Origin of the sequence: Roseicyclus salinarum (assembly GCF_029624655.1) — a bacterium.
GTDB classification, from domain to species: Bacteria; Pseudomonadota; Alphaproteobacteria; order Rhodobacterales; family Rhodobacteraceae; genus Roseibacterium; species Roseibacterium salinarum.
Genome location: NZ_JARRSA010000004.1, coordinates 1 through 21,637, shown reverse-complemented (window position 1 = coordinate 21,637; position 21,637 = coordinate 1). Strand labels below are relative to the sequence as shown.

The window sequence follows — 21,637 nt, the reverse complement described above, 5'->3', positions numbered from 1 at the left end:
GGATTCTGCATGTTGGGAGAGTGCCATGCGGCATGACTGGATCGCCGATATCCTCGCCGTGATCGACAGCGGCTCGTTCGCGCGCGCGGCCGAAGCGCGCAACATCACCCAGTCGGCCTTCACCCGGCGCATCGACGCCATCGAGGCGCAGCTGGGCGGTTCGCTCTTCGACCGGCGCCGCAAGCCCGTGGCGCTCCGCCCCGGCGCGCAGGCCCTCGAGCGGAGCCTGCGCACGGCCCTGCAGGTGCAGTCGAGCCTCCTTCAGGAGGCATCAGAGGTCGCCACGGGCAGCCGTTCGATCACGCTCGCCTGCCAGCACGCGATCAGCGCGACCGTCTCGCCCGGCATTGTGCGCACACTGTCGGGCGTGGGGCTGGAGCCCGTCCGCATCCGCTCGGGCAACCGGGACGAATGCCTGGTGATGCTGCTGTCGGGGAAGGCCGACCTCGTCATCAGCCACGCCGTTCCCGGAGCGGGCCCCGAGGCCTGCGGCTTCGAGGAATGCAGCATCGGAAGCGACATTCTGATACCGTTGGCCCATCCCGCGCTCGGGCGGCGCGCCGATGGCCGCCTTCCCGTCGTCGCCTACCCCGCGGACGTGTTCCTCGGGGCGCTGGTGGCCGGCCTCTGGCGCGAGCTGCCCGAGGACGTGGTCCTGCACCGCCGCGCCGAGACCTCCCTGACCCTCGCGGCCTACCGCTACGCGGTCGAGGGCCTTGCGGTGGCGTGGCTGCCGCGTGCGCTGGCCGCGGAGGACATGCGCGCCGGCCGGCTGGTCCGGGTCGAGGGCGTCGGGCCCGACCTTGCGCTCGACATCAGGATGATCCGCCTCGCGGGGAGCGGCCGCGAGGGGGCCCGGCGCGGCTGGGACGCCATCGTCGCGGCGGGCACCCCCCTGTCAGAAGGCGTCCCATAGCGCCCGCCCCACCGGGTCGAGCCGCTCGGGCGAGGAGAACAGCGAGATCGTAAGCCGTGCGGTCCACGTCGGCCCTCCCATCCGCACGAGGCGGCCATCGGCCAGTTCTTCGGCAATGGAGAAGGCGGGAAGCCACGCAACCCCGCCCCCCGCCAACGCCTGCCGCTTGAGCGCCTCGGCGAGCGCGTCCATGTAGCGGATGTCTAGCGCCGTGTCGCGGCCGCCGATCGTGCGGTCCACGACGCTGCCGAGAAAGGTGTCGGGGTCGTAGCTGAGATAGGGCACGGGCCGCGCGCTCGGACCGCCGAGGGTCCAGCCGTTGCGCACCGCGGCGGCGTGCTGCGCCACCGGCACGAGGTCCTCGGTGCAGATGTCCTTCCGGGCGAAGCGTGTCTCGTCGAGGATCGGCTCGACGTGCTGATGGCGATAGTAGAGCAGGAACTCGCAGCCGCCGTCGGACAGGAGCTGGCAGCAGGCCGCCATGGTGTCGGAGACGACGCGCACACGCATGTCGGGCATGACCTTCGCGAATTCGGATAGGCGCGGCTGCAGGTAGTTGACCGAAATCGCGTGAAGGGCGGCGATGCGCTGCTGGGGCAGCTTGCTGTGCTCGGCGGCGCGGATCGACTGGCGTGCGTCGGTAAGCTGCGCGAGCGTGACCTGCGCCGTTCCGAGGAACTGCCGCCCGGCCGGCGTGAGCTTCACCGGGTAGCTGGAGCGGTCCACCAAGGACGTGCCGACCCACGATTCGAGCGACTTGATCCGGCGGCTGAAGGCCGATTGCGTCACGTTCCGCTCCTCGGCGGCGCGCGAGAAGTTCAGCGTGCGGCCGAGACAGACGAAATCTATCAGCCAGTTGATGTCCATAGCCGTCCCGCCCGTCCTTTCGGGGCAGTCTATCGCCGGGAAAGGGTCATGCAAGATCGGAATAGTTACTTGAGACATAAGCATTGGCGCGCAGGCCGGAAACTTGCCTACCGTCGATCCATCAGCCTCCGCCATGTCCCGAGGCCAAGAACCCGCCCGGACAGAACCGGTCGACCCACAAGCAACTCAACGGGGATCAAGATGAAGAAGACGATCACGACGGCCCTTACCACCACGGCGCTTGCGGCGGGCCTTGCCCTGCCGGCCGCCGCCGAGACCACGATCCGCCTCTCGACCTACGTGAACGAGATCGACATCCGCCACGACGGCTTCCAGTATTTCGCCGACCTCGTCGCCGAGCGCACGGGCGGCAACGTGGAAATCCAGATCTTCCCGTCCTCGACGCTTCATGGCTGGTCCGAGGGCGTGGACGCGCTGCAGGGCGGCGTATCCGACATCAGCTGGATCCCCGCCGACGAGCGCCTGCCCTGCTACCGGGTCACCTCGCTCTATCCGGCGATGATCGACCTCGAGAACCAGGTTGAGATGGACGCCGCCTACGCCGATCTCATCCGCGCCGAGGCGGCCGAGGTGGGTCTCGTGCCGCTATTCAACTCCAACTATTCCTACGACCAGGAATGGTGGTTCGAGGAGCCGATCGCGGATCTGGGCGACCTGCAGGGCCGCCAGGTGCGCTCGATCGGTCCGCTGGTCAGCATGATGATCGAGACCTGGGGCGGCGCTCCGGTCTTCGTGGCGCCGAGCGAAGTCTTCCAGTCCGCCGAACGCGGCGTGGTGGACGGCATCAACATGGGCGTGGCCACCTACTCCAGCTGGCAGCTCTGGGACGTGATGCCCTACATGGTCAACGGAAGCCTGTTCTACGGCAACATCAACTACATGATGAGCCAGAGCGCCTACGACCGCCTGACCCCCGAGGAGCAGGCCATCGTGATGGAGGCCGCGGCCGAGACCGAGGCATGGCTGAAGCCGCGCTACGAGGCCTGGGTCGACCAGCGTGTGGGCAATGCCGTGATGGCCGGCGGCGGTGCGGCGGTGTCGCTCTCCGTCGAGGAGCGCGCGGCCCTTCTGGAAAGCGTGCAGCAGACCTGGAACGCCGAGGTCGAGGCCGCCTGCGGTCCCGAGCTTGCCGGGCAGATCCTCGATCTCTTCGCCCAGAACGCCCCGTGACCGGCGAGTGACCTGAAAGACCGCGGGCCCGCATCGCGCGGCCCGCGGCGCTTCCACCATGTCCGATGGCTGCAATCCTGCGGGGGTCCCGGTGACGAAACTCGACCGATACATCCAGCTTGCCGAAAGGCTCGTGGTCTGGCTCGCCGCGGCGGGCGCGTGCATCATCCTCGTGCAGATGACGTGGATCAGCTACGGCGTCTTCGCGCGCTACGCCCTGAACGCGCCCGACAGGATGGTCACGGAAGCCACGGCGCTGCTTCTGTTCCCCGTCGCCTTCGCGGGCCTCGCCTATGCCCTGCGCGAGGACGCCTACCCGCGGGTCACGATGCTGACCGACAGGCTTCCCGCCCCCGGCCGCAAGGCGGTGGCGATCCTCAATCTCGCCCTGATGCTGGGCGTCGGCCTGTTCTTCGCGATCGCGGCCGGCAACGCGACGCTGCGCGCCTTCTCGTCGGGCGCCTCGTCGGAAATCCTTCTTTGGCCGCGGTGGATCTTCTGGGTGCCGGGCGCCACGTCGCTGATCGTCTTCACGATCTACGCGGCACTGCGCTTCGCGCGCGTCATCATGACCCCCGCGCGGGAGATGTGAGCCATGGAATGGTATGAAGTCGGCCTCGGCCTCCTTGGACTGCTGGTCCTGCTGATCGCGATCGGACTGCCGATCCCCTTCGCGCTGGCGGCGGCATCGCTGCCCTTCCTGTGGCAGATCCAGAGCTTCCAGACATCGCTCGTGTCCTCCCAGCTCAAGCTGTGGGGGGTGTGGATCAACTACATCCTGCTGGCCGTGCCGCTTTTCGTGTTCCTCGGAGAGCTGATCGGACGATCGAACATCGGCCCGCGGCTCTACCAGTTCCTGCACCAGGGCGTGCGCGTGCGCGGCTCGGCCGCCTATGGCTCCATCGGCGCGTGCGCGGGCTTCGGCGCCGTATCGGGCTCGTCCATGGTGGGCTCGCTGACCATCGGCGGCGTCGCGCTGCCCGAGATGCTGCGCCTCGGCTACGGCAAGGAGCTGTCGGCGGGCGTCCTTGCGGCGGGCGGCACGCTGTCGGTCCTGCTTCCGCCCAGCCTGATCCTGCTGTTCTACGGCATCGTCACCGACCAGAGCATCGGCGACCTCTTCATCGCGGGCGTGGTGCCCGGCCTCATGCTGGCGACGCTGTTCTCGGTCGTGGTAATGGTCTGGGGCGTCATGCACCCCGACGACATCCCCGACAGCGAGCAGGCGGCGCGCATGACGCTGTTCCAGATCGCGGCCACGATCGGCCCGATCGCCCTGATCGGCCTCGTCATCACCGTCGCGATCTACGGCGGCATCGCCACGCCGACCGAGGCCGCGGCCGTCGCCGCCCTCCTGACGGTCGTGCTGGCCTTCGGCGTCGGCGGCCTGCGCTGGGACGGCTTCAAGGACGCGCTTTTCTCCACGATGCGAACGATGGGCTACCTCGGGCTCCTGCTGTCGGCCGGCACGCTGTTCGGCTTCGTGCTGACCTACTACCGCGTGCCTCAGGAATTCACCGAACTGTTCCTCAGCTTCGACCTCTCGCCCTATACGGTGCTTGCGATCGTGCTGGTGTTCTACATCGTGCTCGGCATGTTCCTCGAGCCAGTCTCGATGACCTTCATCACCCTGCCCACGATCTTCCCGCTGATGGCGGCGGCCGGGTTCGACCTGATCTGGTTCGGGGTCGTCTACACCGTGACCATGGAGATCGCGGTCCTGACGCCGCCCGTGGGGCTCAACCTCTATGTCATACAGGGCATCAGCCGCGGCAAGGTCAGCATCGGCCAGGTCATCCGCGGATGCCTTCCCTTCATCGGCGCGCTGGTCCTGCTGATCGTCATGCTGGTCGCCTTCCCGCAGATCGCGCTCTGGCTTCCCGAGCAGATGCGATGACCGGACCCGATGGCGCGCCTCCGCGTGGGACGGAGGCATCGGCGGAAGCTGCGCTTCCCGTCGTGATGGTGCACGGATACCTCGGCGGATCGGCGCAATGGTCCGATCTCCGGGCGGCACTTTCGGAGCGGTTCAGGACCGTCGCGGTCGACCTGCCCGGCTTCGGCCGCGCAAGCGCGCACGCAGCGCCCGCCACGATCGCGGGTTTCGCCGAGCACGTGATCGCCGAACTCGACGCGCAAGGCATCGAGCGGTGCATCCTGATCGGGCACTCGATGGGGGGCATGATCTCGCAGGAGGTGGCGCGCAGGGTCCCGCACCGCCTCGAGCGGCTCGTGCTCTACGGAACGGGCGCGCTCGGCTCCATGCCGGACCGGTTCGAGCCGATCGAGGTGTCGCTCGACCGGCTGCGGCAGGACGGCGTGGCCCTGACCGCGCGCCGGATCGCCGCGACATGGCTGCTCCACGGCGAGGCGCATCCCGCGTTCGAGGCGCTCTGCGCGATCGGCGCACAGGCGGACGCATCGGCGGCGCGGACGGCGCTGAGTGCGATGGCGGCATGGGACGGGCGGGACGCCCTGCCGCAGCTCACCATGCCGTCGCTGATCATCTGGGGGGATGAAGACCGCTCCTACCGCTGGGCGCAGGTGCAGCACCTGTGGACGAACCTGCCCAACGCGTCGCTGGCCGTCATCCCCGGCGCCTCGCACGCCGCGCATGTCGAGAAGCCCGAGATCTTCCGGCTGATCCTGGAGGATTTCCTCTCGTCATGACGCCGGGGCTCCGCCCCACCCGGCGGGGCGCGTGGATCAAAGGATGTTGATCTCCACGCTTTCGGCCAGCGTGTTGGCGATGAAGCAGTAGCGGTGCGCGCGGTCCTGCATCGCTTCGAGCGCGCCGGTATCGGGCGAGAAGCCCGCGTCGAAGCGCACCACCGGGTGCAGGTCGATGCGCGTCACCGACATCTGCCCGCGGCCGTTCTTGCCGAGATGGGCGACGGCGCGGTCGCTGTAGCCGGCGACGGGCCACCCCGCCTTCGCGGCAAGGGCGAGGAAGGTCATCATGTGGCAGCTCGACAGGGCCGACGCGAGGGCCTGCTCGGGGTTGGTGTGGGCGGGATCGCCGCCCCAGTCCGGGGCGGCGTCCACGGTCACGTCGTGGCGGTGGTTGAACAGGACGGTATGGGCGTTGGAATACCTGCCCGACTGCAACGCGGGCTCGGCACGCTGCCAGTGCAGCTCGATGGCGAGGTCGGACATCTTGTCGGGTCTCCGGTCCGGGGCGCGCACGAGCCGTCAGGCGACGGCGAGCTGCTTCTTGGGGTCGTAGAACGGGCGCTCCACCACGGTCGCGCGGGTCGGACCCGATGGCGTCACGACCTCGAGCTCCGCGCCCAGATGCGCGGCCTCGACCGACACCATCGCAAGCGCGATGTTCCGCCCGAGCCGGGGAGAATGGACGGCGGAGGTGACCTTGCCCACGTTCGTCCCGTCCCGGTTGATCGCCCAGAAGCTCGTGTTCGGACCCTTGAGCGGCTCGCAGTCGATGATCAGCCCGACCTGCCTGCGGTGCACGCCCTCGTCGCGGATGCGGCGGAGCGCGGCCTTGCCGATGAAATCGGCCTCCATCTCGAGGTTCACCAGCCGGTCGAGCCCCAGCTCGTAGGGGTTCGTGCCGATGTCGGCGTCGGCGTGGTAGGACAGCATCCCGCCCTCGATGCGCCGGATCGACGAGGTGTGGCCCGGCTTGAGGCCGTAGGCCATGCCCGTCGCCATGATGCGCTCCCACAAGGCGTCGCCCTGCGCGCCGTCGCGAAGATAGAGCTCGTAGCCAAGTTCGCTCGACCAGCCGGTGCGCGACACGATCAGCGGGATGCCGTCAAGATCGACCTCGCGCAGCCAGTAGTAGCGAAGGTCCATGATCTCGTCGCCGAAGAGCGCCTGCATGATCTGGCCCGACTTGGGCCCCTGCAGCTGAAGCGGCGAGACGTCGGGTTCCGTGATCATGACGTCCATGCCCGAATGCACCGCCACGCCCTGCGCCCAGAGCAGGATGTCGCTGTCGGCCAGCGAGATCCAGAAATGGTTCTCGGCCAGCCGAAGCAGGATGGGATCGTTCAGGATGCCGCCGGCGGCATTGGTGATCAGGACGTACTTGCACTGTCCGACCGCCATCTTCGAGAGGTCGCGGGGCGTGAGCATCTGCACGAAGCGCGCGGCGTCCGGGCCGGTGATCTCGACCTGCCGTTCGACGCCGACGTCGCACAGGATCGCGTCGTTCACGAGGTTCCAGAAGTTCTGTTCCGGATCGCCGAAGTCGCGCGGGATATACATGTGGTTGTAGACGGAAAAGGCCTTGGCGCCCCAGCGGACGGTGGCGTCGAAATAGGGCGATTTCCGGATCTGAGTGCCGAAGCCGAAGTCGTCTGCGTGCATGGTGTCCTCCCTGATCCCCTGTCCGTCCGGATGTGCGGCGGCATGACGGATCCGTCCGAGATGTAGATCCGGGCGCCCCGAAAAGTCGGACCAAAAAATGGGCTGGCTCAGGCCGAACGGACTGTTTTTCAGGCAGGTCGCGGACCGTTCGGTCGGGAGGCCTCAGCGCGCCGCCGAGGCGGCCAGCCGGGCGAGGTTCGGGCGGGACGTCTTGACCGTCCGAGTCGCGATGTAGGTCATGTATCTGTCGACGCCGAGCTCGGCATCGACCATTGCCTGCATGAGGGCCTGGAAGGACGCAAGGTTCGGGCTGACCACCTTCAGCACGTAGTCCATTCCGCCACCCGTCGCGACGCATTCGGTGAACTCGTCATGGGCGTGCACGAAGGCTTCGAAGCGGGCGAAATCGGACTTGCGGTGATGCGTCAGGGAGACCGTGACCACGACCTGGGTGGCGTCGCAGATCCGCTCGAGGGCGATCTCGGCGTGGTAGCTCCGGATGAAGCCCGCGGCCTTCAGCCGGTCGAGGCGCGCCCAGCAGGGCGTCGGAGAAATGTTGGCGATTTCCGCAAGTCTCGTCTTGCTCAGCTGGCCGTGCTGCTGCACGGCGCTGAGGATGCGAAGGTCCGTGGCGTCGAGGCCAAACCTTTTCATGTCCGCGAACCCTTCCCCCCTGTCGCCGCTTGGGCTGATGGCGGCCGCCTCCCCGCGTCGCCTGCGCGGATCCTAGCGCGGCGCGGCGCGCCATCTTGCGGGGTTTGCGACCAATTCTGCCGCAAACTCGTCCATCGGACGGGCAGCGGGCGGCATGACGGAGCGCGGGAGCGGCTCGGGGCCGGATCCGCCGGGCGGGGCGGACCCGGCGTCCGGCGCCCGCAAGGTTCAACCGTGTCCGGCCAAAACGGCCGCGCGGATCGCGTCCGCCGCTGCGGCGATCGATGCCGCCGAGGCCTGCGTCAGGGGCTTCTCGAAGATCACGCTCAGCGCGTAGACGGTTTCCGGGCTGATCTCCATCTCCTTGTCGGACGCCATGCCTAGCGTCACCGCAAGGATGGTCCCGGCGCTTGCGGTGATCCCGAAATCGCGCAGGTCGATCGTCCCGTCGAGGGCGTCCTCGAACAGCGCGAGGTTCTGCAGCGGCGAGTCGATGAAGGCGGTCTGATCGAACCGAACCGGGTCCGAGAGCAGGTCCCGCATCTCGCCCAGCGAAAGGTTGTAGAAGCCCGACATGCCGCCCAGCACCAGCTCGGCCTCGCCATAGGCGCGCGCAAGAACCTGCTCGGGCGATCTCGCGACGTTCAGGCGGCCCAACTCGAACGTCTCGGGGTCCATGTCCGACCACGCCGGCAGAAGCGCGTCCCGCGCCCAGGGCTGCCCGCTGCCGCCACGCGGCTCGCCGTCGCCGTGGCCCTGCTCGCCACCGGCGGCGCCCGCCTGCGGTCCGGGCGCGTCGCCCGCGCCGCCGGGGTCATGGCCGCCGCCGCGGCCACCGGACCCGACGCCGCCGCCCTCCTCGTGGCTTCCGCCCTCATCATGGCCGTCGCCCTCATCGTGACCGCCGCCCCCGCTTCCGCCTGGCCCTCCGGCTCCGCGTCCGCCGCTGCCGCCCCCGCCCTCCTCCTGCGCGAAGGCTGCCGAAACGCCCCACGGATAGGGCGCGGTGACGACGCCTGCCGCCAGCGACGCCGCAACGGCAATCGCAGAGACCGCCGCCACCGAGATGACGGGTCTTGCAAACAAGGACTTCATCGTTTCCTCCAATCTGCGATCACTCTCGATCGGAGGCTAGGCAGCGCTTCGAGTAGAAACTATGACCTATGTCAATCTTATGACGTGAAACCTGCTCCCGTTCCGCGTTCCGGCTTGGCGCGCAACGAAGTCCCGCCCCGCCCTCAGGACGGGCCTGCCGCCCATGTCACCATGTTCTCGAAGAGCACGTCGTATCCGGGCCAATCGAGGAAGGGCCTCGGCAGCCAGTGCTCGCTCATGTCGGAGGCCCAGGCGAGGGTCCGGCCCTTGCCATGCGTGCCCGACACCAGAAGCGGAAGGCCGCCCTGATCCCCGGGAAGGCGCAGGATGATCTCGGCGCCGGGCCGCGCCGAAAGCTCGTTCACCCCAAGGAGATAGGGCCAGTCGGACGGCACCCCGGCGAGAAGCGGATGTCCGGCCTGCACGACCTCGGGCGTCGCGCCCTCGGGGATTTCCACGCGGTCGTCATGGGGCAGGCATTCGACCGGCAGCGCGCGTTCCACCGGCGTGCGGTGCCAGCGCCCGCGCCCGTCGATGCCCTGGAAGGTCATGTAGCCGCCGATCATGATCAGGCCGCCCCCGTCCTGCACCCAGCCCTCGATCAGCTTCAGGCGGTTCGGCACGCGCTGGCCGCGCAGCCAGACATCGGGCGGCAGCAGAAGCGTGTTGGCTCCGATGTCCGACAGCATCACCACGTCGTAGGCCTCGAGCGCCTCGCGGGTGTAGGGAAAGCCCTCGGCGGCCTCGTGCGCCTTCATGTAGGTCACGTCGATCCCGGCGCGCTCCATTCCCTGCACGAAGCGGTCGGCGCCGGTGTGGAAGGTGACGCTGCCGAACTGGTCGAAGCCCTTGAAATGGCTGGCCGAGCTGACCCAGCTTTCGCCGACGAGAAGAAGTTTGGTCATGGCGTGGTCTCCGGTGTTGTGTAGGCGCAAAGCGCCGCGGCGGGGTTGGCGACCATCAGGCGTTCGAGGTCGCCCTCGCCGAGCCCGAGCCGCAGGAGGCGGGGAAGGAAATGGCGCTGCACGTGGGCATAGCCGTTCCCGCCGAAGGGCGTCAGCATCATCTTCACGAAGACGTCCTGCGACAGGAGCAGCCGGTCGCGGTATCCGTCGCGGACCAGCGCCGCGATGGCGCGCGCGCAATCCTCGTCCGAGGGGCATTGAACCTGCTGGTCGTCGTACCAGTAGTCCATGCCGATCATGTCGTATTCAAGGAACGCGCCCCGGTCGGCGAGCGCGCGCTGGTAGTCGCCATCGTCCCATGACGGGTTCATGTGGCACAGGATCACCCGGTCGAGCGGCTGGCCCTCGCCCGCGACGGTGTCGAGAACCTCGTGGGCCAGACGCTCCCATCCCGGCAGGTGGATCATCAGGGGCAGGCCGGTCTCCAGCGCGGCCATCGACGCGCCGCGAAGGCTCTTGCGCTCCTCCGGGGTGAAATCCGCGCTGACGCCGATCTCGCCGATCAGCCCGATGGGCACGGCCTCGGGGCCGACGCCTTCGCGATGCTCGGCCACGAGTTCCCGCGCGACGTCCTCGGCGGTCATCGCGGCAAGCCCGGCGGGATGCGAGGACTGCAGGTAGTAGCCCGATCCCATGACGATATTGAGGCCGGTGGCCTTGGAGATCCGCCTGAGCGCCTCGGGCGAGCGCCCGATGCCGCGGCAGGTGGGGTCCACGACGGTCCGGCCGCCCTCCTCGGCGAATTGCAGCAGCTCTGCCACCGCGAGGCTCTCGTCGTTGAGCGCGCAGTTGTCACGGCAGGCGAAGGGGTCGTGCTTCAGCCGCGACAGGATCGAGGCGCTGACCGGCAGGTCGCGGATCGGCGAGACGAAATCGGGGTCCCTGCCCCGCCACCAGCAGGTGCAATCGTTCAGGATGTGCTCGTGCATCAGGGTGACGCCGAGGCTGTCGCGCGCCACGGGGCCGGCGACGGCGGAAACGGTCGGCGACGGGGTCCTATGCATGGGATGTCTCCTTGTCCGCCGCGAGGGGCGCATCGTGGAACGCGATTTCCAGCTCGGTCACGCGCCCGAAGACCGCGCCGAGGCGCTCGCGGTCGCGAGGGTCGCCATGGCGGTCGATCGCGGCCTTGAGCCAGCGCGCCTGCGCGGCGAAGGTATCGTCCGCGTGCAGGTCCACCCACCGGCGGACATGAGGATCGGCGATCTCGCGCGACGCCGCCGCGCTGCACCATGTCCAGTACATCCATTCGGCGGCGAACATGGCGGTCACGATCTGCAGGAAATCGCCCTCGCGCGCGAGGTCGAGCATTCCACTGTCGAAGGCCCGCACCGCCTCGGGGACGGGGATGCCGGTCTGGACGCCGAGCTCGGTGAAGCTCTGTTCGAAATAGGGGATCTGGTCTCTGACCAGAGCGTCCTGCACCCCGACCAGCCACCGCTTCGCCTCGAGGTCGGGCGCCTTGGCCGTGGCGAAGGCGAAGATCGAGATGGCGGTCTCGACGAAGGCGCCCTCGTGCACGAGGTAGCGGTGATATGCGCTCGCGGGCAGGGTACCTTCGGCGACGGCGCGGACGAAGGGATGGGCGAGCATCCGCGCGAGGACCTCGGCGTTGTCCCGAAGGATGAGGTCGGAGAGCGCGGTCATGGGCCGTCCAGCACCGGGCGCGCCGCCTCGACGAAGGCTGTCACGCGCGCGGCCTCGACGGAGTTCCACCAGACGCCGCCTTCCTTCAGCGATGAGGCCACGATGACCGCGTCCACACGCTCGAGGATCGGCACCACATTCCCGGGCGTCACGCCCGAGCCCACCAGAACGGGCAGATGCGTCGCGTCGCGCACTGTCTCGATCTCGCCGAGATCGGCGCTGTCGCCCGTGCGCTGGCCCGTCGCGATCACGGCGTCGGCGTCGAAGAAGGCGAGGTCGCGGGTCAACTCGGTCACGCTGCGGTCGGCCACGATGGCGTGGCTGCCGTGCTTGACGTGGCTGTCGGCGAAGACGCGGATGCCCTCGGCCCGAAGCTTCGAGCGGTAGCGCAGCGCCTCGGCCGCGCGTCCCTCCATGAACCCCTCGTTGGCGACGTAGGCGTTGGCCCACTGGTTCACCCGGATGAAGGACGCCCCCGACGCGGCGGCGACGGCGAAGGCAGGGATCGGCGCGTTCGCCAGCACGTTGATCCCCATCGGCAGGTCGAACTCCCGCGCGATCCGGTCGGCGACGACGGCCATGAAGGCCGCCGTCTCGGGGCCGATGTCCTCTGGCTTGGAGAACGGAATGTCGCCGTGATTCTCGACCAGCAGCCCGTGCATCCCGCCTGCGACCAGCCGTTCGGCGTCGCGCAGGCAGAACGACAGGATCTCTTCGCGCGGCGCGCCTCGGTAGCGGGGCGCGCCCGGAAACGCCGGGCAGTGGATCATCCCGATCAGCGCCTTCTTCCGGCCGAAGATCTCCTCGATCGCGTTCTGCGGCCTGTCCGATATCTGCGCCATGATCAGCCTTTCCTGCGCCCGCCGCCGAACCGGAAGTTCGCGGTGAAGATGCGCGTGTTGAGCCAGATCGCGACAAGGATGATGGTGCCGGTGACGATCTGGGTGAAGAACGGCGAGATGTGCATCAGGATCAGGCCGTTGCCGATCACCGCGATGGTCATCGCGCCCAGAAGCGTGCCGAGGATCGAGCCGCGCCCGCCGAACAGCGACGTGCCGCCCAGCACCACGGCCGCGATCACCTGAAGCTCGAAACCCACCGCCGCGTTCGACGACCCCGAGCCGAGGCGCGCGGCGATCAGAAGGCCCGCCACCGCGCTCGCCACTCCGGTCAGGACGTAGACCGAGGCGATCGTCCCGCGCGCGGGCATCCCCGCGCGGCGCGCGGCCTCGGGGTTCGATCCCACCGCGACCACGCGGCGCCCGTAGACGGTGCGCGCAAGGACGACGGTGCCGAGAACGGCGATCGCCACGGCGACGAAGACGGGCACCGGTATGCCCGAGACCTGCCCCCGCCCCAGCGCGAGGAAGCCCGGAAGGTCGGGGATCGGGATCGAGTAGCCCTGCGTCAGGTAAAGCGCGAGGCCGCGCAGGATCGACAGGCCCGCCAGCGTCACGATGAAGGCGGGGATGCCCTGGTAGGCCACGAACCAGCCCTGCACCAGGCCGATGAAGGCGCCGAGCGCCAGCATGCCGAGGATCACCAGCGGCCAGGGAAGCCATCCGGCCGACAGCACGATGGCCGCGACCGCGTTGATCAGCGCCACCTGCGAGCCGACCGACAGGTCGATGCCCGCGGTGATGATGACGAAGGTCATGGCGACGGCGACCACCAGGATCGGCGCGGCCTGCCGCAGGATGTTCAGAAGATTCACCGGCGTCAGGAACGCCTCCGTCATGACCGAGAAGAACACCACGCAGACGAGGAAGAAGCCCGCGATGGACAGGACCTGCGCGTGCTCGGTGAAGAAGTCCGCGATCGCGGAACCCTGCCCGCGCTCGGTGTACTGGACGCTCATATCGCCTCTCCCTTGCCGACAATCAGCTTCACGAGATCCTCGAGGCTCGTGTTGCCGATGCCGCGTTCGGCCACCTTGGTGCCCTCGTACATCACCGCGATGCGGTCGCAGACCTCGAACAGGTCCTGAAGGCGGTGGGTGATCAGGATCACCGCGACGCCGCGCGACTTCACCTCGTTGATGAGCCGCAGGACGGCCTCGACCTCGGCCACGGCCAGCGCCGAGGTGGGCTCGTCCATGATCAGGACGCGGGGCTGGAAGGAGGCGGCGCGCGCGATGGCGATGGCCTGCCGCTGCCCGCCCGAAAGCTGTTCGACGCGCGCATTCAGGCGCGGGATGCGGATGTCGAGATCGTCGAGCATCTGCCGCGCCCTTTCGCGCATGGTGCGGCGGTCGAGGAACGACCAGCGCGACACCTCGCGCCCGAGAAAGAGATTGCCCATCACGTCGATGTGGTCGCACAGGCTGAGATCCTGGAACACCATCTCGATGTTGCGGGCGCGCGCGTCGGAGGGGTTGGAGAACCGCACCTCCTCGCCGTCCACGCGCATGGTGCCCGCGTCCGGGACGTAGGTGCCCGATATGATCTTGGTCAGCGTGGATTTCCCCGCCGCGTTGTCGCCGATCAGCCCGACGCATTCGCCCGGATAGACGTCGAGATCGACGCCGCGCAGGGCCTCGATCGATCCGAAGGTCTTGCGGATGTCCCGCAGCGAGATGCGCGGGACGCCCCTGGCCTCGGAGGCGGAACCGGAGGGCATGACGCCCTCCGGCCCGGCAATCGCCATGTCTCGCGATTGCGCGGATGTCATTCGAAGATGCTCCGGAAATCGTCCACGTTCTCGCTGGTGACGATCGTCACCGGAACCGAGACGATCGCCTCGGTGCTGCCGCCCGAGGCGAGGTCGCCGAGGATGCGGACCGCGGTCGCGCCCATCTCGCCGGGGTCCTGCTGGATCACCGCCTCGACGTAACCCTCGTCGATGCCGCGGATCGCCTGTGCGGTCAGGTCCCAGCCGAAGACGTGGATGTCGCCCTGGCGGCCCTGGCTCTCGACGGCGGCGATGGCGCCCAGAAGCGCGGGCTCGCCGGTGGCGTAGATCGCGTCGAGGTTAGGGTTGGCCGTGATCAGGTTCTCGGCCGCCGACAGCGCGATGTCCTGCACGTTCTGGCCATCGACCACGCCCGCCACGGTGATGCCGTCCACGCCCTCGATGCTGGCCTCGAAGCCGTCCTGGCGGATGTTCTGGATCGCCGAGTTCAGAGCGCCGACGATGCCGACCGTCGCCGTGCCGTCCATCTCGGACTGCACGTACTCGACGAAGTAGTCGCCGATCATGCCGCCGGCATCCATGTTGTCGACGCCGACCTGCGCGGCCTGCGGGCCTTCGGGCAGAACGGCGTCCACCGCGACGACGGGAATGCCCGCGTCGGCGGCCTGCTGCACCGCCGGCATGATGCCGTTCACGTCGATCGCGACGACGACGATGCCGTCCACGCCCTGCGCGATGTAGGTCTCGATCGCGCTGTTCTGGGCGGCGGGATCGTTGTTGGCGTTGAAGATCACCAGCTCGTCGCCCTGCGCCTCGGCGGCGGCGGTCGCGCCTTCGTTCATCTGGTTGAAGAACAGCGCCTGCTGGTTGATCTGCACCAGCGCGAAGGTCTCGGCGCCGGCGGAACCAGCTGCGAGACCGATGGTTGCGGCGGCTGCAAGCAGCGCGCCCCTGGTCATGGTCGTCATGTCGTCAATCTCCTCTGTCGGGTTGGGTGGTATGGTCTGCTCTTGCTTTTCTTGCTTTTCTCGCTTCGTTCGGCGCCGCGACCGACGCCCTCTCGATCAGCTCGACCGGTAGGTACTCGACCAGGTCCGGCAGGGTCCGATCGTCCCAGTCGCCGTCGAGCAGCAGCTCGACCGCGCGTTCTCCAAGCTTCCGGGCGGGCTGGCGCACCGCCGTGATCGGCGGGTCGTAGAGATGCAGCGCCCGCGCGCCGTCGAAGCTTACCAGTGACATGTCGTGGGGAATGCGGACGCCGCGCGCGCGCAGCGTCTCGATCACGCCGATGGCCAGTTCGTCCGAGCCCACGAAGATGGCCGTCTCGGGGCCGTCCGCATCCAGAAGCTCGGCCGCGAGGGCGCGGCCCGAAAGGACCTCGTGGCGGCCCGAGAGGATGCGCACGCCGACCTCGGCCTCGCCGCTGCCCTCGCGGAGGCCGCGCTCGAGCCCCTCGGAACGCAGCTTGGTGGACATCAGCGTGGGATCGCCGCCGAGGTAGGCGACCCGGCGATGACCCCACTGCGCGAGATGCCGCCCGGCCAGGTATCCGCCCTGCGCGTTGTCGGCATAGATGTGCGGCGCGGCAGCACCCGGCACAGCCTCGTCCACGATGACCGCACGCGGCAGGGCGGCGATCGCCTCGGCCACGTCGGGGCCGGGCCTGCGGTTGGTGCAGAAGACGACGCCGTCCGAGCGGTGGTCCGCCGCAAGTTCCAGGACCGCGATCTCGCGCGTCTCGAGGTTCGAGGTGGCGTGAAGCTGGACGATCATGCCCCGCTCCGACGCCACGCGCTCGACCGTGGCCGCGAGCGTCGCGAAGAAGGGGTTGGCGATGTCGGGCACGATCAGGGTGATGGTGTCCGAACGGCCGAGGCTCAGACGCCGCGCATGGGGGTTCGGGCGGTATCCCAGCCGCCGCACGGCATCCTCGATCCGCTCGCGCGTCTCCTCGGGCAGCTCGAGGGTGCCGTTCAGATGCCGGGACACCGCCGCAGGCGACAGCCCCGCTTCCTTCGCGACATCCTTCAGACTTGCCGGCATTCGCCTCTTCCCAACCGAAAGGGACTGCGGTAAACGCATTTACTAAACGCATTTAGTAAACCGTGATACCACATGGGTCAAGACAGGTCTCAAATGCAGCGGGCACGATCCGCGCCTTGGTCAGAAAGTGTGCACTTCGAATGGCTGGGGCGCTGAAATGACAGGACGGAATGCAAGCCAGCGCCGGGCTTTCGTCTTCGGCAACGCGGCGATGGACGAGGTGTTCCTCGTGCGGGACCTGCCCGTGGCCGGCGCTTCGGTGCTTGGAACGGCCGGGCACACCGGTCTCGGCGGCAAGGGCGCGAACCAGGCGATCGCGCTGGCGCGCACGGGCGTGCCCACGACGCTGGTCGCGGCGGTGGGCTGCGACTGGCACGGACGCGAGATCCGCGCGGCGCTATCGCGCGAACCCCTCGGCACGGCCCTGCTGGAGCGCGCGGACCTGCCGACCGACCGCTCGATCGTCTTCGCCCAGGCGAACGGCGACAACGTGATCGTCACGACCAACGCCTGCGCCGCAAGCGCGACACTGGCCGAATGCCTGTCGGTTCTGGAAACGGCGCGCGCCGGGGACGCGGTGCTGCTGCAGGGCAACCTCGCCGTCGACGTGACCGCGGCGCTCTGCCACGAATGCGCGCGCCGCGGTCTGTTCCTCGTGCTGAACCCGTCGCCCTTCGATGCGGCCCTCGGCGAACTCGTGCCGCTCGCCGACGCGCTTTTCGTCAACCAGACCGAGGCGCACGGCCTCACCGGGCTGCCCCCACGGGAGGCTGTCGACGCGCTGCTGCGGGCCGGCGCGTCGCAGGTCGTGCTGACACTCGGGGCCGAGGGGTCGCTACTGGGCTCGAAGGACGGGGTCGTTCGCGTTCCGGCCGAGACGGTCGAGGTCGTCGACGTGACCGGCGCGGGCGACTGCTTCGAGGGCGTCGCCGTGGGCTCGGCCCTCCTGCGGGGAAGCGGCATAGACGTGGCCGCGCTTCGTCACGCGAGCCGCGCGGCCGCCGACACGATCGGCGCCGTCGGCGCGGCCGGGGCGTTCCCCGACGCCGCCCGGATCGCGGCCCTGATCGCGGAGACCCCGGCAGGCTGAAGCGGGGGCCGAGCCGCGCCGCCGACGTCAGTCGGACATCGCCGCGCCGATGTTCCGGGCCAGCCAGAGCGTCCGGGGGTCGTTGTCGTTCCTGCGGTGCCAGAAGACGGACACGGGGAAGCGCCGGATCTCGAGGGGCGCCTCGGCGGTACCGCGGCTTCACCGTGGCGCCGCTGGACCCGGACGAGTTCGCCGACGTGACCCGCGCCCGCGTCGCGGTGGAGCGCGAGGCCCTGCGCCTGTCCATCCTCAACGGAGGCAACGACTGGGAGGCCGAGGTCGTCTCGGCCAGCTACCTGATGGCGAAGGCCGACCGCGAGATGGCGGCGGGCAGCGACGACTGGGAACGGGCCAACACCGCCTTTCATCGCGCCATGGTCTCGGCCTGCGGGTCGCATTGGCTTCTGAACGTTCGCGACAAACTTCAGACCGTCGCCGAGCGATACCGCCGGGCCTCGGTCGGAATCACACGAAGCCGCCGGGATCTCGGGGCGGAGCACGCCGCCATCGCCGAGGCGGTGCTCGCGCGCGACGTGGACTTGGCCTGCCGGCTGACCGAAGCTCATTGCAGCAAGACCCAGGAGGAACTTCGCAGCGGCGCCTGAGCGAAGTCGGGTGCGCTGAGGCCATCCTGGGCGGCGCGCAAGGCCGGCAGCCGGACGCAGGGTGCTTCAGTTCACCGAAGGGGTGGCGCCAGGGGCCGGCACGGAGCGATCCATTCGCCGCCTCGTCGAATTTCCCCAGGCCCTTGTATCAAGAGGGCATCGGCATTTCCGTGCAAACGGAAAACCGAACGTCTTTTGCCAGCGTGACCATGCATCAGGGCTCTGATATCGCCTCCGAACCATGCCTGCATTTCAAGCGTCGGAGCCGAGCCTTTTCAGATGGCAGGCCAATGCGGCACGAAGAACGTCCCGTCATTCTTCGCCGCGTTTGACATTTGCACCCATGTTCGAAAAGCTTTGTGCCATATCAGGAGGTATTGCTTATGGTTTCGATCTCCAGGAAAGGAATTGGTGTCTTCGGGTTCTGCCTGGCCCTCGGTCTCGGCGCAGGACAGGCCGCCGTGGCAGCAACGATATCTGTCGTCGGGTCTGCGACCTATGACGCAGGCGTGCCGCAGAACAACCCGGATCTGATGCAGGAAATCGTCAAGGACGGCATGGTGCTCTCGTGGAGCTTCTCGCTCGATGTCGATACGTCGGCGACCGGTCGTCAGCCGGTTCGAGAGATCTTCTCACGGAGCGACGCGTCCGCATCCGCCGGAACGCTGACGCTGACAAACGCGAATGGCAGCCAGACATTTCTCTTGGGCTCGGGTTCGAGCTTGATTGGCGGCACGGTCAATCTCAACAATCCGGGCCGCTACTATATCGATATCGCCCTTCCGGTCGCGGATATCCGCACCCCGTCGCGCCTGCTCTCTTTCACGACGCGGATAAGCCTCAGGGATAGCGTCTACGACTTTTCGGAAAACCCGCCGATCGCGGAGTTTCTCAAGGCCACGGATAGCACGACGACAGCCTTCATCTTCGGCGAGAAGGACACGGGCGCCTTCCGACCGACATTCTTCGGGTCGAGCCTTGTCCTGAACGACGGCAGTACGGCCGTGACGTCCGGGCTGACCGATGGCGTGGTCGTGCCGCTGCCATCGAGCGTCGTCCTGCTTGGATCGGTGCTGTGCGGGCTGGGTCTTGTCGCGCGGCGGCGGTCTCCGCACGGACGCGCCTGACCCGCAACACGGAAGCACCCACCTCAGGCGGGGCAAGGCGACGGCGACCTTTGTCCATGCCGCAATCGCTCATTCGGGACGCCGCGAGAGATCGCCGGGCGGTCGGCAATGGAATTGGCCGCCTCGCCCCATCGGAAGGCTCCTGCGCAAGGCGGCATGCAACGGCGAGCGGGTGAAGAGGCGGACCAAATGGCGAAAGGGTCCCATGGACGCCAGACCATTGGGTTCGTCACGCAATGGTTCGTCATGCGGTTGGTACCCGAGGTCGGACTCGAACCGACAAGCCTTGCGGCGGGGGATTTTGAATCCCCTGCGTCTACCATTCCGCCACTCGGGCAACGCGCTTTGCCTAGCCCCACGGCCACACGCCGTCAACGGAAACACGCCGTGCCGCGCGCTAGCCGAACAGCACCCCCACGAGCCACAGCGTGATCCCCGGAAACATAACCAGGATCACGACCCGGATCAGGTCCGAGGCGACGAAGGGCGCGACGCCGGCATAGGTGCGCGCCATCGGGATGTCGCGCGCCATGGAATTGATGATGAACAGGTTCATGCCGACCGGCGGCGTGATCAGCCCGACCTCCACCACGATCAGCGCGAGGATGCCGAACCAGATCGCCGCCTCTTCCGGGCCCAGCGCGTAGCCGAAGATCACGAAGTCGAGCGACATGATGACCGGAAAGAAGATCGGGATCGTTAGCAGGATCATGGACAGCGAGTCCATCACGCAGCCGAAGACGAGGTAGGTCGCAAGGATGATGGCGAGCACTGCGAGCGGGGCGAAGCCCGAGGCCTCGATCCACGTCACCAGCTGGTCGGGCGCGCGCGTCAGCGCGAGGAACGAATTGAACAGCTTCGCCCCCCAGACGATGAAGAAGATCATCGCGGTCGCCTGCGCGGTGGCCAGAACGCTGTCGAGAAACCCCCGCCAGTTCAGTCCCCCGGTGAGCATCCCATAGAGCCCGGTGGCGATGGCGCCCACCGCAGCGCCCTCGGTCGGCGTGAACAGCGCCTGCACCCCGCCCTGCGTCCAGTCCCAGTCGGCCGCGATCCCGCCCATGACGAGGCCGAAGATCGCGACGACCGGCCAGATCCGCGCAAGCGTCCTGAGCCTCTGGCGGTAGGGCACGCGCTCGGCCGCCGAGGCCGCGTTCGGCCGCACGCGGACATAGATCGCGACGGCGAGGATGTAGCCCAGGGCGGCGAGGATGCCGGGCAGGATGGCGGCCACGAACATCTTCACGATGTTCTGCTCGGCGAGGATCGCGTAGATCACGAGGATGATCGAGGGCGGGATCAGGATGCCGAGCGTGCCCCCGGCCGCGAGGACGCCCGTGGACAGCGCGTCGGAATAGCCGCGCTTGCGCATCTCGGGCAGGGCCACCTGCCCCATCGTGGACGCCGTGGCCAGCGACGAGCCGCAGATCGCGCCGAAGCCCGCGCAGGCGCCGACGGCGGCCATCGCCACCCCGCCCTTGCGGTGCCCGAGCCAGTCCGAGGCCGCCTGGAACAGCGCCCCCGACATGCCCGATTTCGTGGCGAATTGTCCCATCAGCAGGAAGAGCGGCACGATCGAGAGGCTGTAGTCCTTGAACGTGTCGTAGGTCATGGACTTCAGCTGGCTCAGCGCGGGGCTGGGACGGCCGAGGACGATCCACGTCCCCACGAAGCCGGTGACCGCCATGGCCACGCCGATCGGCACGCGCAGGAAGATCGCGCCCAGCATCAGCCCGAAGGCGGAAAGCGCCAGCTCAAGCCCGCTCACGGCATCCTCTCCGCGCCCTCGAGCGTCCAGTTCAGAGACCGCCATGCGGTATAGAGCGCGGTCACGAAGAACAGCGCGCTGCCCGCGAAGGCGAGGCTGTAGGGGATCCATGTGGGGATCGCCAGTTCGTAGGTCTGCTCTGGGAAGAACGGTCTCGGCCCCATGCCGAGCGCATCGCGGACCGCGTCGCTGCCATGGGGGAACTTCTCGCCGAACCCCGCCCATAGACGCCAGCTCATGACGAAGGCGACAGCCGCGATCAGGGCGTCGCCGACGAAGCCCGAAAAGGCCCGTGCGCGGTCCGGCATCGCCTGCACAACGACGTCCACGGCCACATGCCCGCGCTTGAGCTGGCACCACGGCAGGAAGGCGAAGACCGCGACCACCGTGCCCAGCTCGACCAGTTCGTAATCGCCGCGCACCGGGCGGAAGAAGGCGATGCCGTCGAACTGCCGCCCGACGATCGAGACGCAGACCATGAGCCCCACGAGCACGAGGACGATGCCGCCCGCGAAGGCCAGGTAGCGCGCGAAACGCTCGACGAGGCGGCCTGTCGCGGCCTCGGCCCGGGGTGCGATCAGTAACATGTGTAGGGCTGTCCGCTCCGGCTCGGGGTCACTTCAGGGCCATGTGTCCCGCCCGGACCTGCGCCGCGCGATGCGCGCGCGAAGGTCCGGGACGGGAACAGGCGTCCGGGCGGCCTCCC

The 21,637-nt window shown here is 68.3% G+C and carries 23 protein-coding genes and 1 tRNA gene; 8 read left to right on the top strand and 16 right to left on the bottom strand.

All coding sequences use genetic code 11. The features are described 5' to 3' along the window. The first annotated feature begins 25 nt into the window (after positions 1-25). A complete protein-coding gene (locus P6F26_RS03540; RefSeq protein WP_278027269.1) occupies positions 26-916 on the top strand; it encodes a LysR family transcriptional regulator in 891 nt (296 codons plus the stop codon). Here P6F26_RS03540 and P6F26_RS03535 read toward each other — a convergent pair. Continuing rightward, positions 899-1,783 carry a LysR family transcriptional regulator gene (locus tag P6F26_RS03535; protein ID WP_278027268.1) on the bottom strand — a complete coding sequence of 295 codons (885 nt, stop codon included), beginning with the start codon at positions 1,781-1,783 and terminating at the stop codon, positions 899-901. The genes P6F26_RS03540 and P6F26_RS03535 overlap by 18 nt on opposite strands. Before the next feature lie 201 nt (positions 1,784-1,984). Here P6F26_RS03535 and dctP point away from each other — a divergent pair, with 201 nt between their 5' ends. From dctP to P6F26_RS03515, 4 genes are all read left to right on the top strand, one after another. Next, positions 1,985-2,974, top strand: a complete 990-nt coding sequence (gene dctP / locus P6F26_RS03530; RefSeq protein ID WP_278027267.1) for a TRAP transporter substrate-binding protein DctP — start codon at positions 1,985-1,987, stop codon at positions 2,972-2,974. 91 nt (positions 2,975-3,065) lie between these two features. Then, positions 3,066-3,566, top strand: a complete 501-nt coding sequence (locus P6F26_RS03525) for a TRAP transporter small permease (RefSeq protein WP_278027266.1) — start codon at positions 3,066-3,068, stop codon at positions 3,564-3,566. A gap of 3 nt (positions 3,567-3,569) precedes the next feature. Further along, positions 3,570-4,871, top strand: coding sequence for a TRAP transporter large permease (locus P6F26_RS03520; RefSeq protein WP_278027265.1), 1,302 nt, complete (start codon positions 3,570-3,572; stop codon positions 4,869-4,871). Then, a complete protein-coding gene (locus tag P6F26_RS03515) occupies positions 4,868-5,644 on the top strand; it encodes an alpha/beta fold hydrolase (RefSeq protein ID WP_278027264.1) in 777 nt (258 codons plus the stop codon). The genes P6F26_RS03520 and P6F26_RS03515 overlap by 4 nt, the downstream gene beginning before the upstream one ends. A 36-nt stretch (positions 5,645-5,680) precedes the next feature. On the opposite strand, the gene P6F26_RS03510 is transcribed toward P6F26_RS03515, so the two are convergent. The 12 genes from P6F26_RS03510 to P6F26_RS03455 form a co-directional block, all read right to left on the bottom strand. Next, entirely contained in the window at positions 5,681-6,130 is a 450-nt protein-coding gene (locus P6F26_RS03510; RefSeq protein ID WP_278027263.1) for an OsmC family protein, read from the bottom strand. Between the two features lie 36 nt (positions 6,131-6,166). Further along, entirely contained in the window at positions 6,167-7,306 is a 1,140-nt protein-coding gene (locus tag P6F26_RS03505; protein ID WP_278027262.1) for a glycine cleavage T C-terminal barrel domain-containing protein, read from the bottom strand. 162 nt (positions 7,307-7,468) lie between these two features. Then, positions 7,469-7,960 (bottom strand): Lrp/AsnC family transcriptional regulator, encoded by a 492-nt coding sequence (locus tag P6F26_RS03500; protein WP_278027261.1) that lies wholly within the window; start codon positions 7,958-7,960, stop codon positions 7,469-7,471. A 228-nt stretch (positions 7,961-8,188) separates the two neighbouring features. Beyond that, complete coding sequence (locus tag P6F26_RS03495; protein WP_278027260.1) at positions 8,189-9,055, bottom strand: hypothetical protein; 867 nt, start codon at positions 9,053-9,055, stop codon at positions 8,189-8,191. A gap of 143 nt (positions 9,056-9,198) precedes the next feature. Then, on the bottom strand, positions 9,199-9,960 hold the full coding sequence (locus tag P6F26_RS03490) for a glutamine amidotransferase (RefSeq protein WP_278027259.1): 762 nt from the start codon (positions 9,958-9,960) through the stop codon (positions 9,199-9,201). Continuing rightward, positions 9,957-11,024, bottom strand: coding sequence for a phosphotriesterase family protein (locus P6F26_RS03485; protein WP_278027258.1), 1,068 nt, complete (start codon positions 11,022-11,024; stop codon positions 9,957-9,959). Before P6F26_RS03485 ends, P6F26_RS03490 begins: the two co-directional genes overlap by 4 nt. Next, complete coding sequence (locus P6F26_RS03480) at positions 11,017-11,667, bottom strand: TenA family protein (RefSeq protein WP_278027257.1); 651 nt, start codon at positions 11,665-11,667, stop codon at positions 11,017-11,019. Before P6F26_RS03480 ends, P6F26_RS03485 begins: the two co-directional genes overlap by 8 nt. Beyond that, a complete protein-coding gene (locus P6F26_RS03475) occupies positions 11,664-12,509 on the bottom strand; it encodes a BtpA/SgcQ family protein (protein WP_278027256.1) in 846 nt (281 codons plus the stop codon). The genes P6F26_RS03480 and P6F26_RS03475 overlap by 4 nt, the downstream gene beginning before the upstream one ends. Positions 12,510-12,511: 2 nt before the next feature. After that, positions 12,512-13,525 (bottom strand): ABC transporter permease, encoded by a 1,014-nt coding sequence (locus P6F26_RS03470; RefSeq protein ID WP_278027255.1) that lies wholly within the window; start codon positions 13,523-13,525, stop codon positions 12,512-12,514. Further along, positions 13,522-14,286 (bottom strand): ATP-binding cassette domain-containing protein, encoded by a 765-nt coding sequence (locus P6F26_RS03465; RefSeq protein ID WP_278027254.1) that lies wholly within the window; start codon positions 14,284-14,286, stop codon positions 13,522-13,524. Before P6F26_RS03465 ends, P6F26_RS03470 begins: the two co-directional genes overlap by 4 nt. A gap of 47 nt (positions 14,287-14,333) precedes the next feature. After that, a complete protein-coding gene (locus P6F26_RS03460; RefSeq protein WP_278027253.1) occupies positions 14,334-15,266 on the bottom strand; it encodes an ABC transporter substrate-binding protein in 933 nt (310 codons plus the stop codon). Positions 15,267-15,270: 4 nt separating this feature from the next. Further along, the gene (locus P6F26_RS03455) at positions 15,271-16,341 is read right to left on the bottom strand and encodes a LacI family DNA-binding transcriptional regulator (protein ID WP_278027252.1); all 1,071 of its coding nucleotides are present in this window, start codon (positions 16,339-16,341) and stop codon (positions 15,271-15,273) included. Between the two features lie 157 nt (positions 16,342-16,498). On the opposite strand from P6F26_RS03455, the gene P6F26_RS03450 reads away from it, so the two are divergent. The 3 genes from P6F26_RS03450 (at position 16,499) to P6F26_RS03440 (ending at position 19,163) form a co-directional block, all read left to right on the top strand. Beyond that, complete coding sequence (locus P6F26_RS03450; RefSeq protein ID WP_278027251.1) at positions 16,499-17,431, top strand: ribokinase; 933 nt, start codon at positions 16,499-16,501, stop codon at positions 17,429-17,431. Positions 17,432-17,595: 164 nt separating this feature from the next. After that, positions 17,596-18,036 carry an FCD domain-containing protein gene (locus P6F26_RS03445; RefSeq protein WP_278027250.1) on the top strand — a complete coding sequence of 147 codons (441 nt, stop codon included), beginning with the start codon at positions 17,596-17,598 and terminating at the stop codon, positions 18,034-18,036. Positions 18,037-18,419: 383 nt separating this feature from the next. Then, positions 18,420-19,163, top strand: a complete 744-nt coding sequence (locus tag P6F26_RS03440; protein ID WP_278027249.1) for a hypothetical protein — start codon at positions 18,420-18,422, stop codon at positions 19,161-19,163. Positions 19,164-19,416: 253 nt separating this feature from the next. On the opposite strand, the gene P6F26_RS03435 is transcribed toward P6F26_RS03440, so the two are convergent. From P6F26_RS03435 to P6F26_RS03425, 3 genes are all read right to left on the bottom strand, one after another. Further along, positions 19,417-19,500 (bottom strand) — tRNA-Leu (locus P6F26_RS03435). A gap of 60 nt (positions 19,501-19,560) precedes the next feature. Next, positions 19,561-20,931 (bottom strand): TRAP transporter large permease, encoded by a 1,371-nt coding sequence (locus P6F26_RS03430; protein ID WP_278027248.1) that lies wholly within the window; start codon positions 20,929-20,931, stop codon positions 19,561-19,563. Further along, positions 20,928-21,518 (bottom strand): TRAP transporter small permease, encoded by a 591-nt coding sequence (locus P6F26_RS03425; protein WP_278027247.1) that lies wholly within the window; start codon positions 21,516-21,518, stop codon positions 20,928-20,930. Before P6F26_RS03425 ends, P6F26_RS03430 begins: the two co-directional genes overlap by 4 nt. Positions 21,519-21,637: the final 119 nt, after the last annotated feature.

Bases quoted from the DNA above. Each gene is read 5' to 3' on its own strand.
- P6F26_RS03495 (WP_278027260.1), bottom strand. From the start codon at position 9,055: ATGAAGTCCTTGTTTGCAAGACCCGTCATCTCGGTGGCGGCGGTCTCT.
- dctP (WP_278027267.1), top strand. From the start codon at position 1,985: ATGAAGAAGACGATCACGACGGCCCTTACCACCACGGCGCTTGCGGCG.
- P6F26_RS03450 (WP_278027251.1), top strand. From the start codon at position 16,499: ATGACAGGACGGAATGCAAGCCAGCGCCGGGCTTTCGTCTTCGGCAAC.
- P6F26_RS03500 (WP_278027261.1), bottom strand. From the start codon at position 7,960: ATGAAAAGGTTTGGCCTCGACGCCACGGACCTTCGCATCCTCAGCGCC.
- P6F26_RS03425 (WP_278027247.1), bottom strand. From the start codon at position 21,518: ATGTTACTGATCGCACCCCGGGCCGAGGCCGCGACAGGCCGCCTCGTC.
- P6F26_RS03490 (WP_278027259.1), bottom strand. From the start codon at position 9,960: ATGACCAAACTTCTTCTCGTCGGCGAAAGCTGGGTCAGCTCGGCCAGC.
- P6F26_RS03475 (WP_278027256.1), bottom strand. From the start codon at position 12,509: ATGGCGCAGATATCGGACAGGCCGCAGAACGCGATCGAGGAGATCTTC.
- P6F26_RS03510 (WP_278027263.1), bottom strand. From the start codon at position 6,130: ATGTCCGACCTCGCCATCGAGCTGCACTGGCAGCGTGCCGAGCCCGCG.
- P6F26_RS03540 (WP_278027269.1), top strand. From the start codon at position 26: ATGCGGCATGACTGGATCGCCGATATCCTCGCCGTGATCGACAGCGGC.
- P6F26_RS03470 (WP_278027255.1), bottom strand. From the start codon at position 13,525: ATGAGCGTCCAGTACACCGAGCGCGGGCAGGGTTCCGCGATCGCGGAC.
- P6F26_RS03460 (WP_278027253.1), bottom strand. From the start codon at position 15,266: ATGACGACCATGACCAGGGGCGCGCTGCTTGCAGCCGCCGCAACCATC.
- P6F26_RS03515 (WP_278027264.1), top strand. From the start codon at position 4,868: ATGACCGGACCCGATGGCGCGCCTCCGCGTGGGACGGAGGCATCGGCG.
- P6F26_RS03440 (WP_278027249.1), top strand. From the start codon at position 18,420: ATGGTTTCGATCTCCAGGAAAGGAATTGGTGTCTTCGGGTTCTGCCTG.
- P6F26_RS03505 (WP_278027262.1), bottom strand. From the start codon at position 7,306: ATGCACGCAGACGACTTCGGCTTCGGCACTCAGATCCGGAAATCGCCC.
- P6F26_RS03455 (WP_278027252.1), bottom strand. From the start codon at position 16,341: ATGCCGGCAAGTCTGAAGGATGTCGCGAAGGAAGCGGGGCTGTCGCCT.
- P6F26_RS03465 (WP_278027254.1), bottom strand. From the start codon at position 14,286: ATGCCCTCCGGTTCCGCCTCCGAGGCCAGGGGCGTCCCGCGCATCTCG.
- P6F26_RS03480 (WP_278027257.1), bottom strand. From the start codon at position 11,667: ATGACCGCGCTCTCCGACCTCATCCTTCGGGACAACGCCGAGGTCCTC.
- P6F26_RS03520 (WP_278027265.1), top strand. From the start codon at position 3,570: ATGGAATGGTATGAAGTCGGCCTCGGCCTCCTTGGACTGCTGGTCCTG.
- P6F26_RS03535 (WP_278027268.1), bottom strand. From the start codon at position 1,783: ATGGACATCAACTGGCTGATAGATTTCGTCTGTCTCGGCCGCACGCTG.
- P6F26_RS03485 (WP_278027258.1), bottom strand. From the start codon at position 11,024: ATGCATAGGACCCCGTCGCCGACCGTTTCCGCCGTCGCCGGCCCCGTG.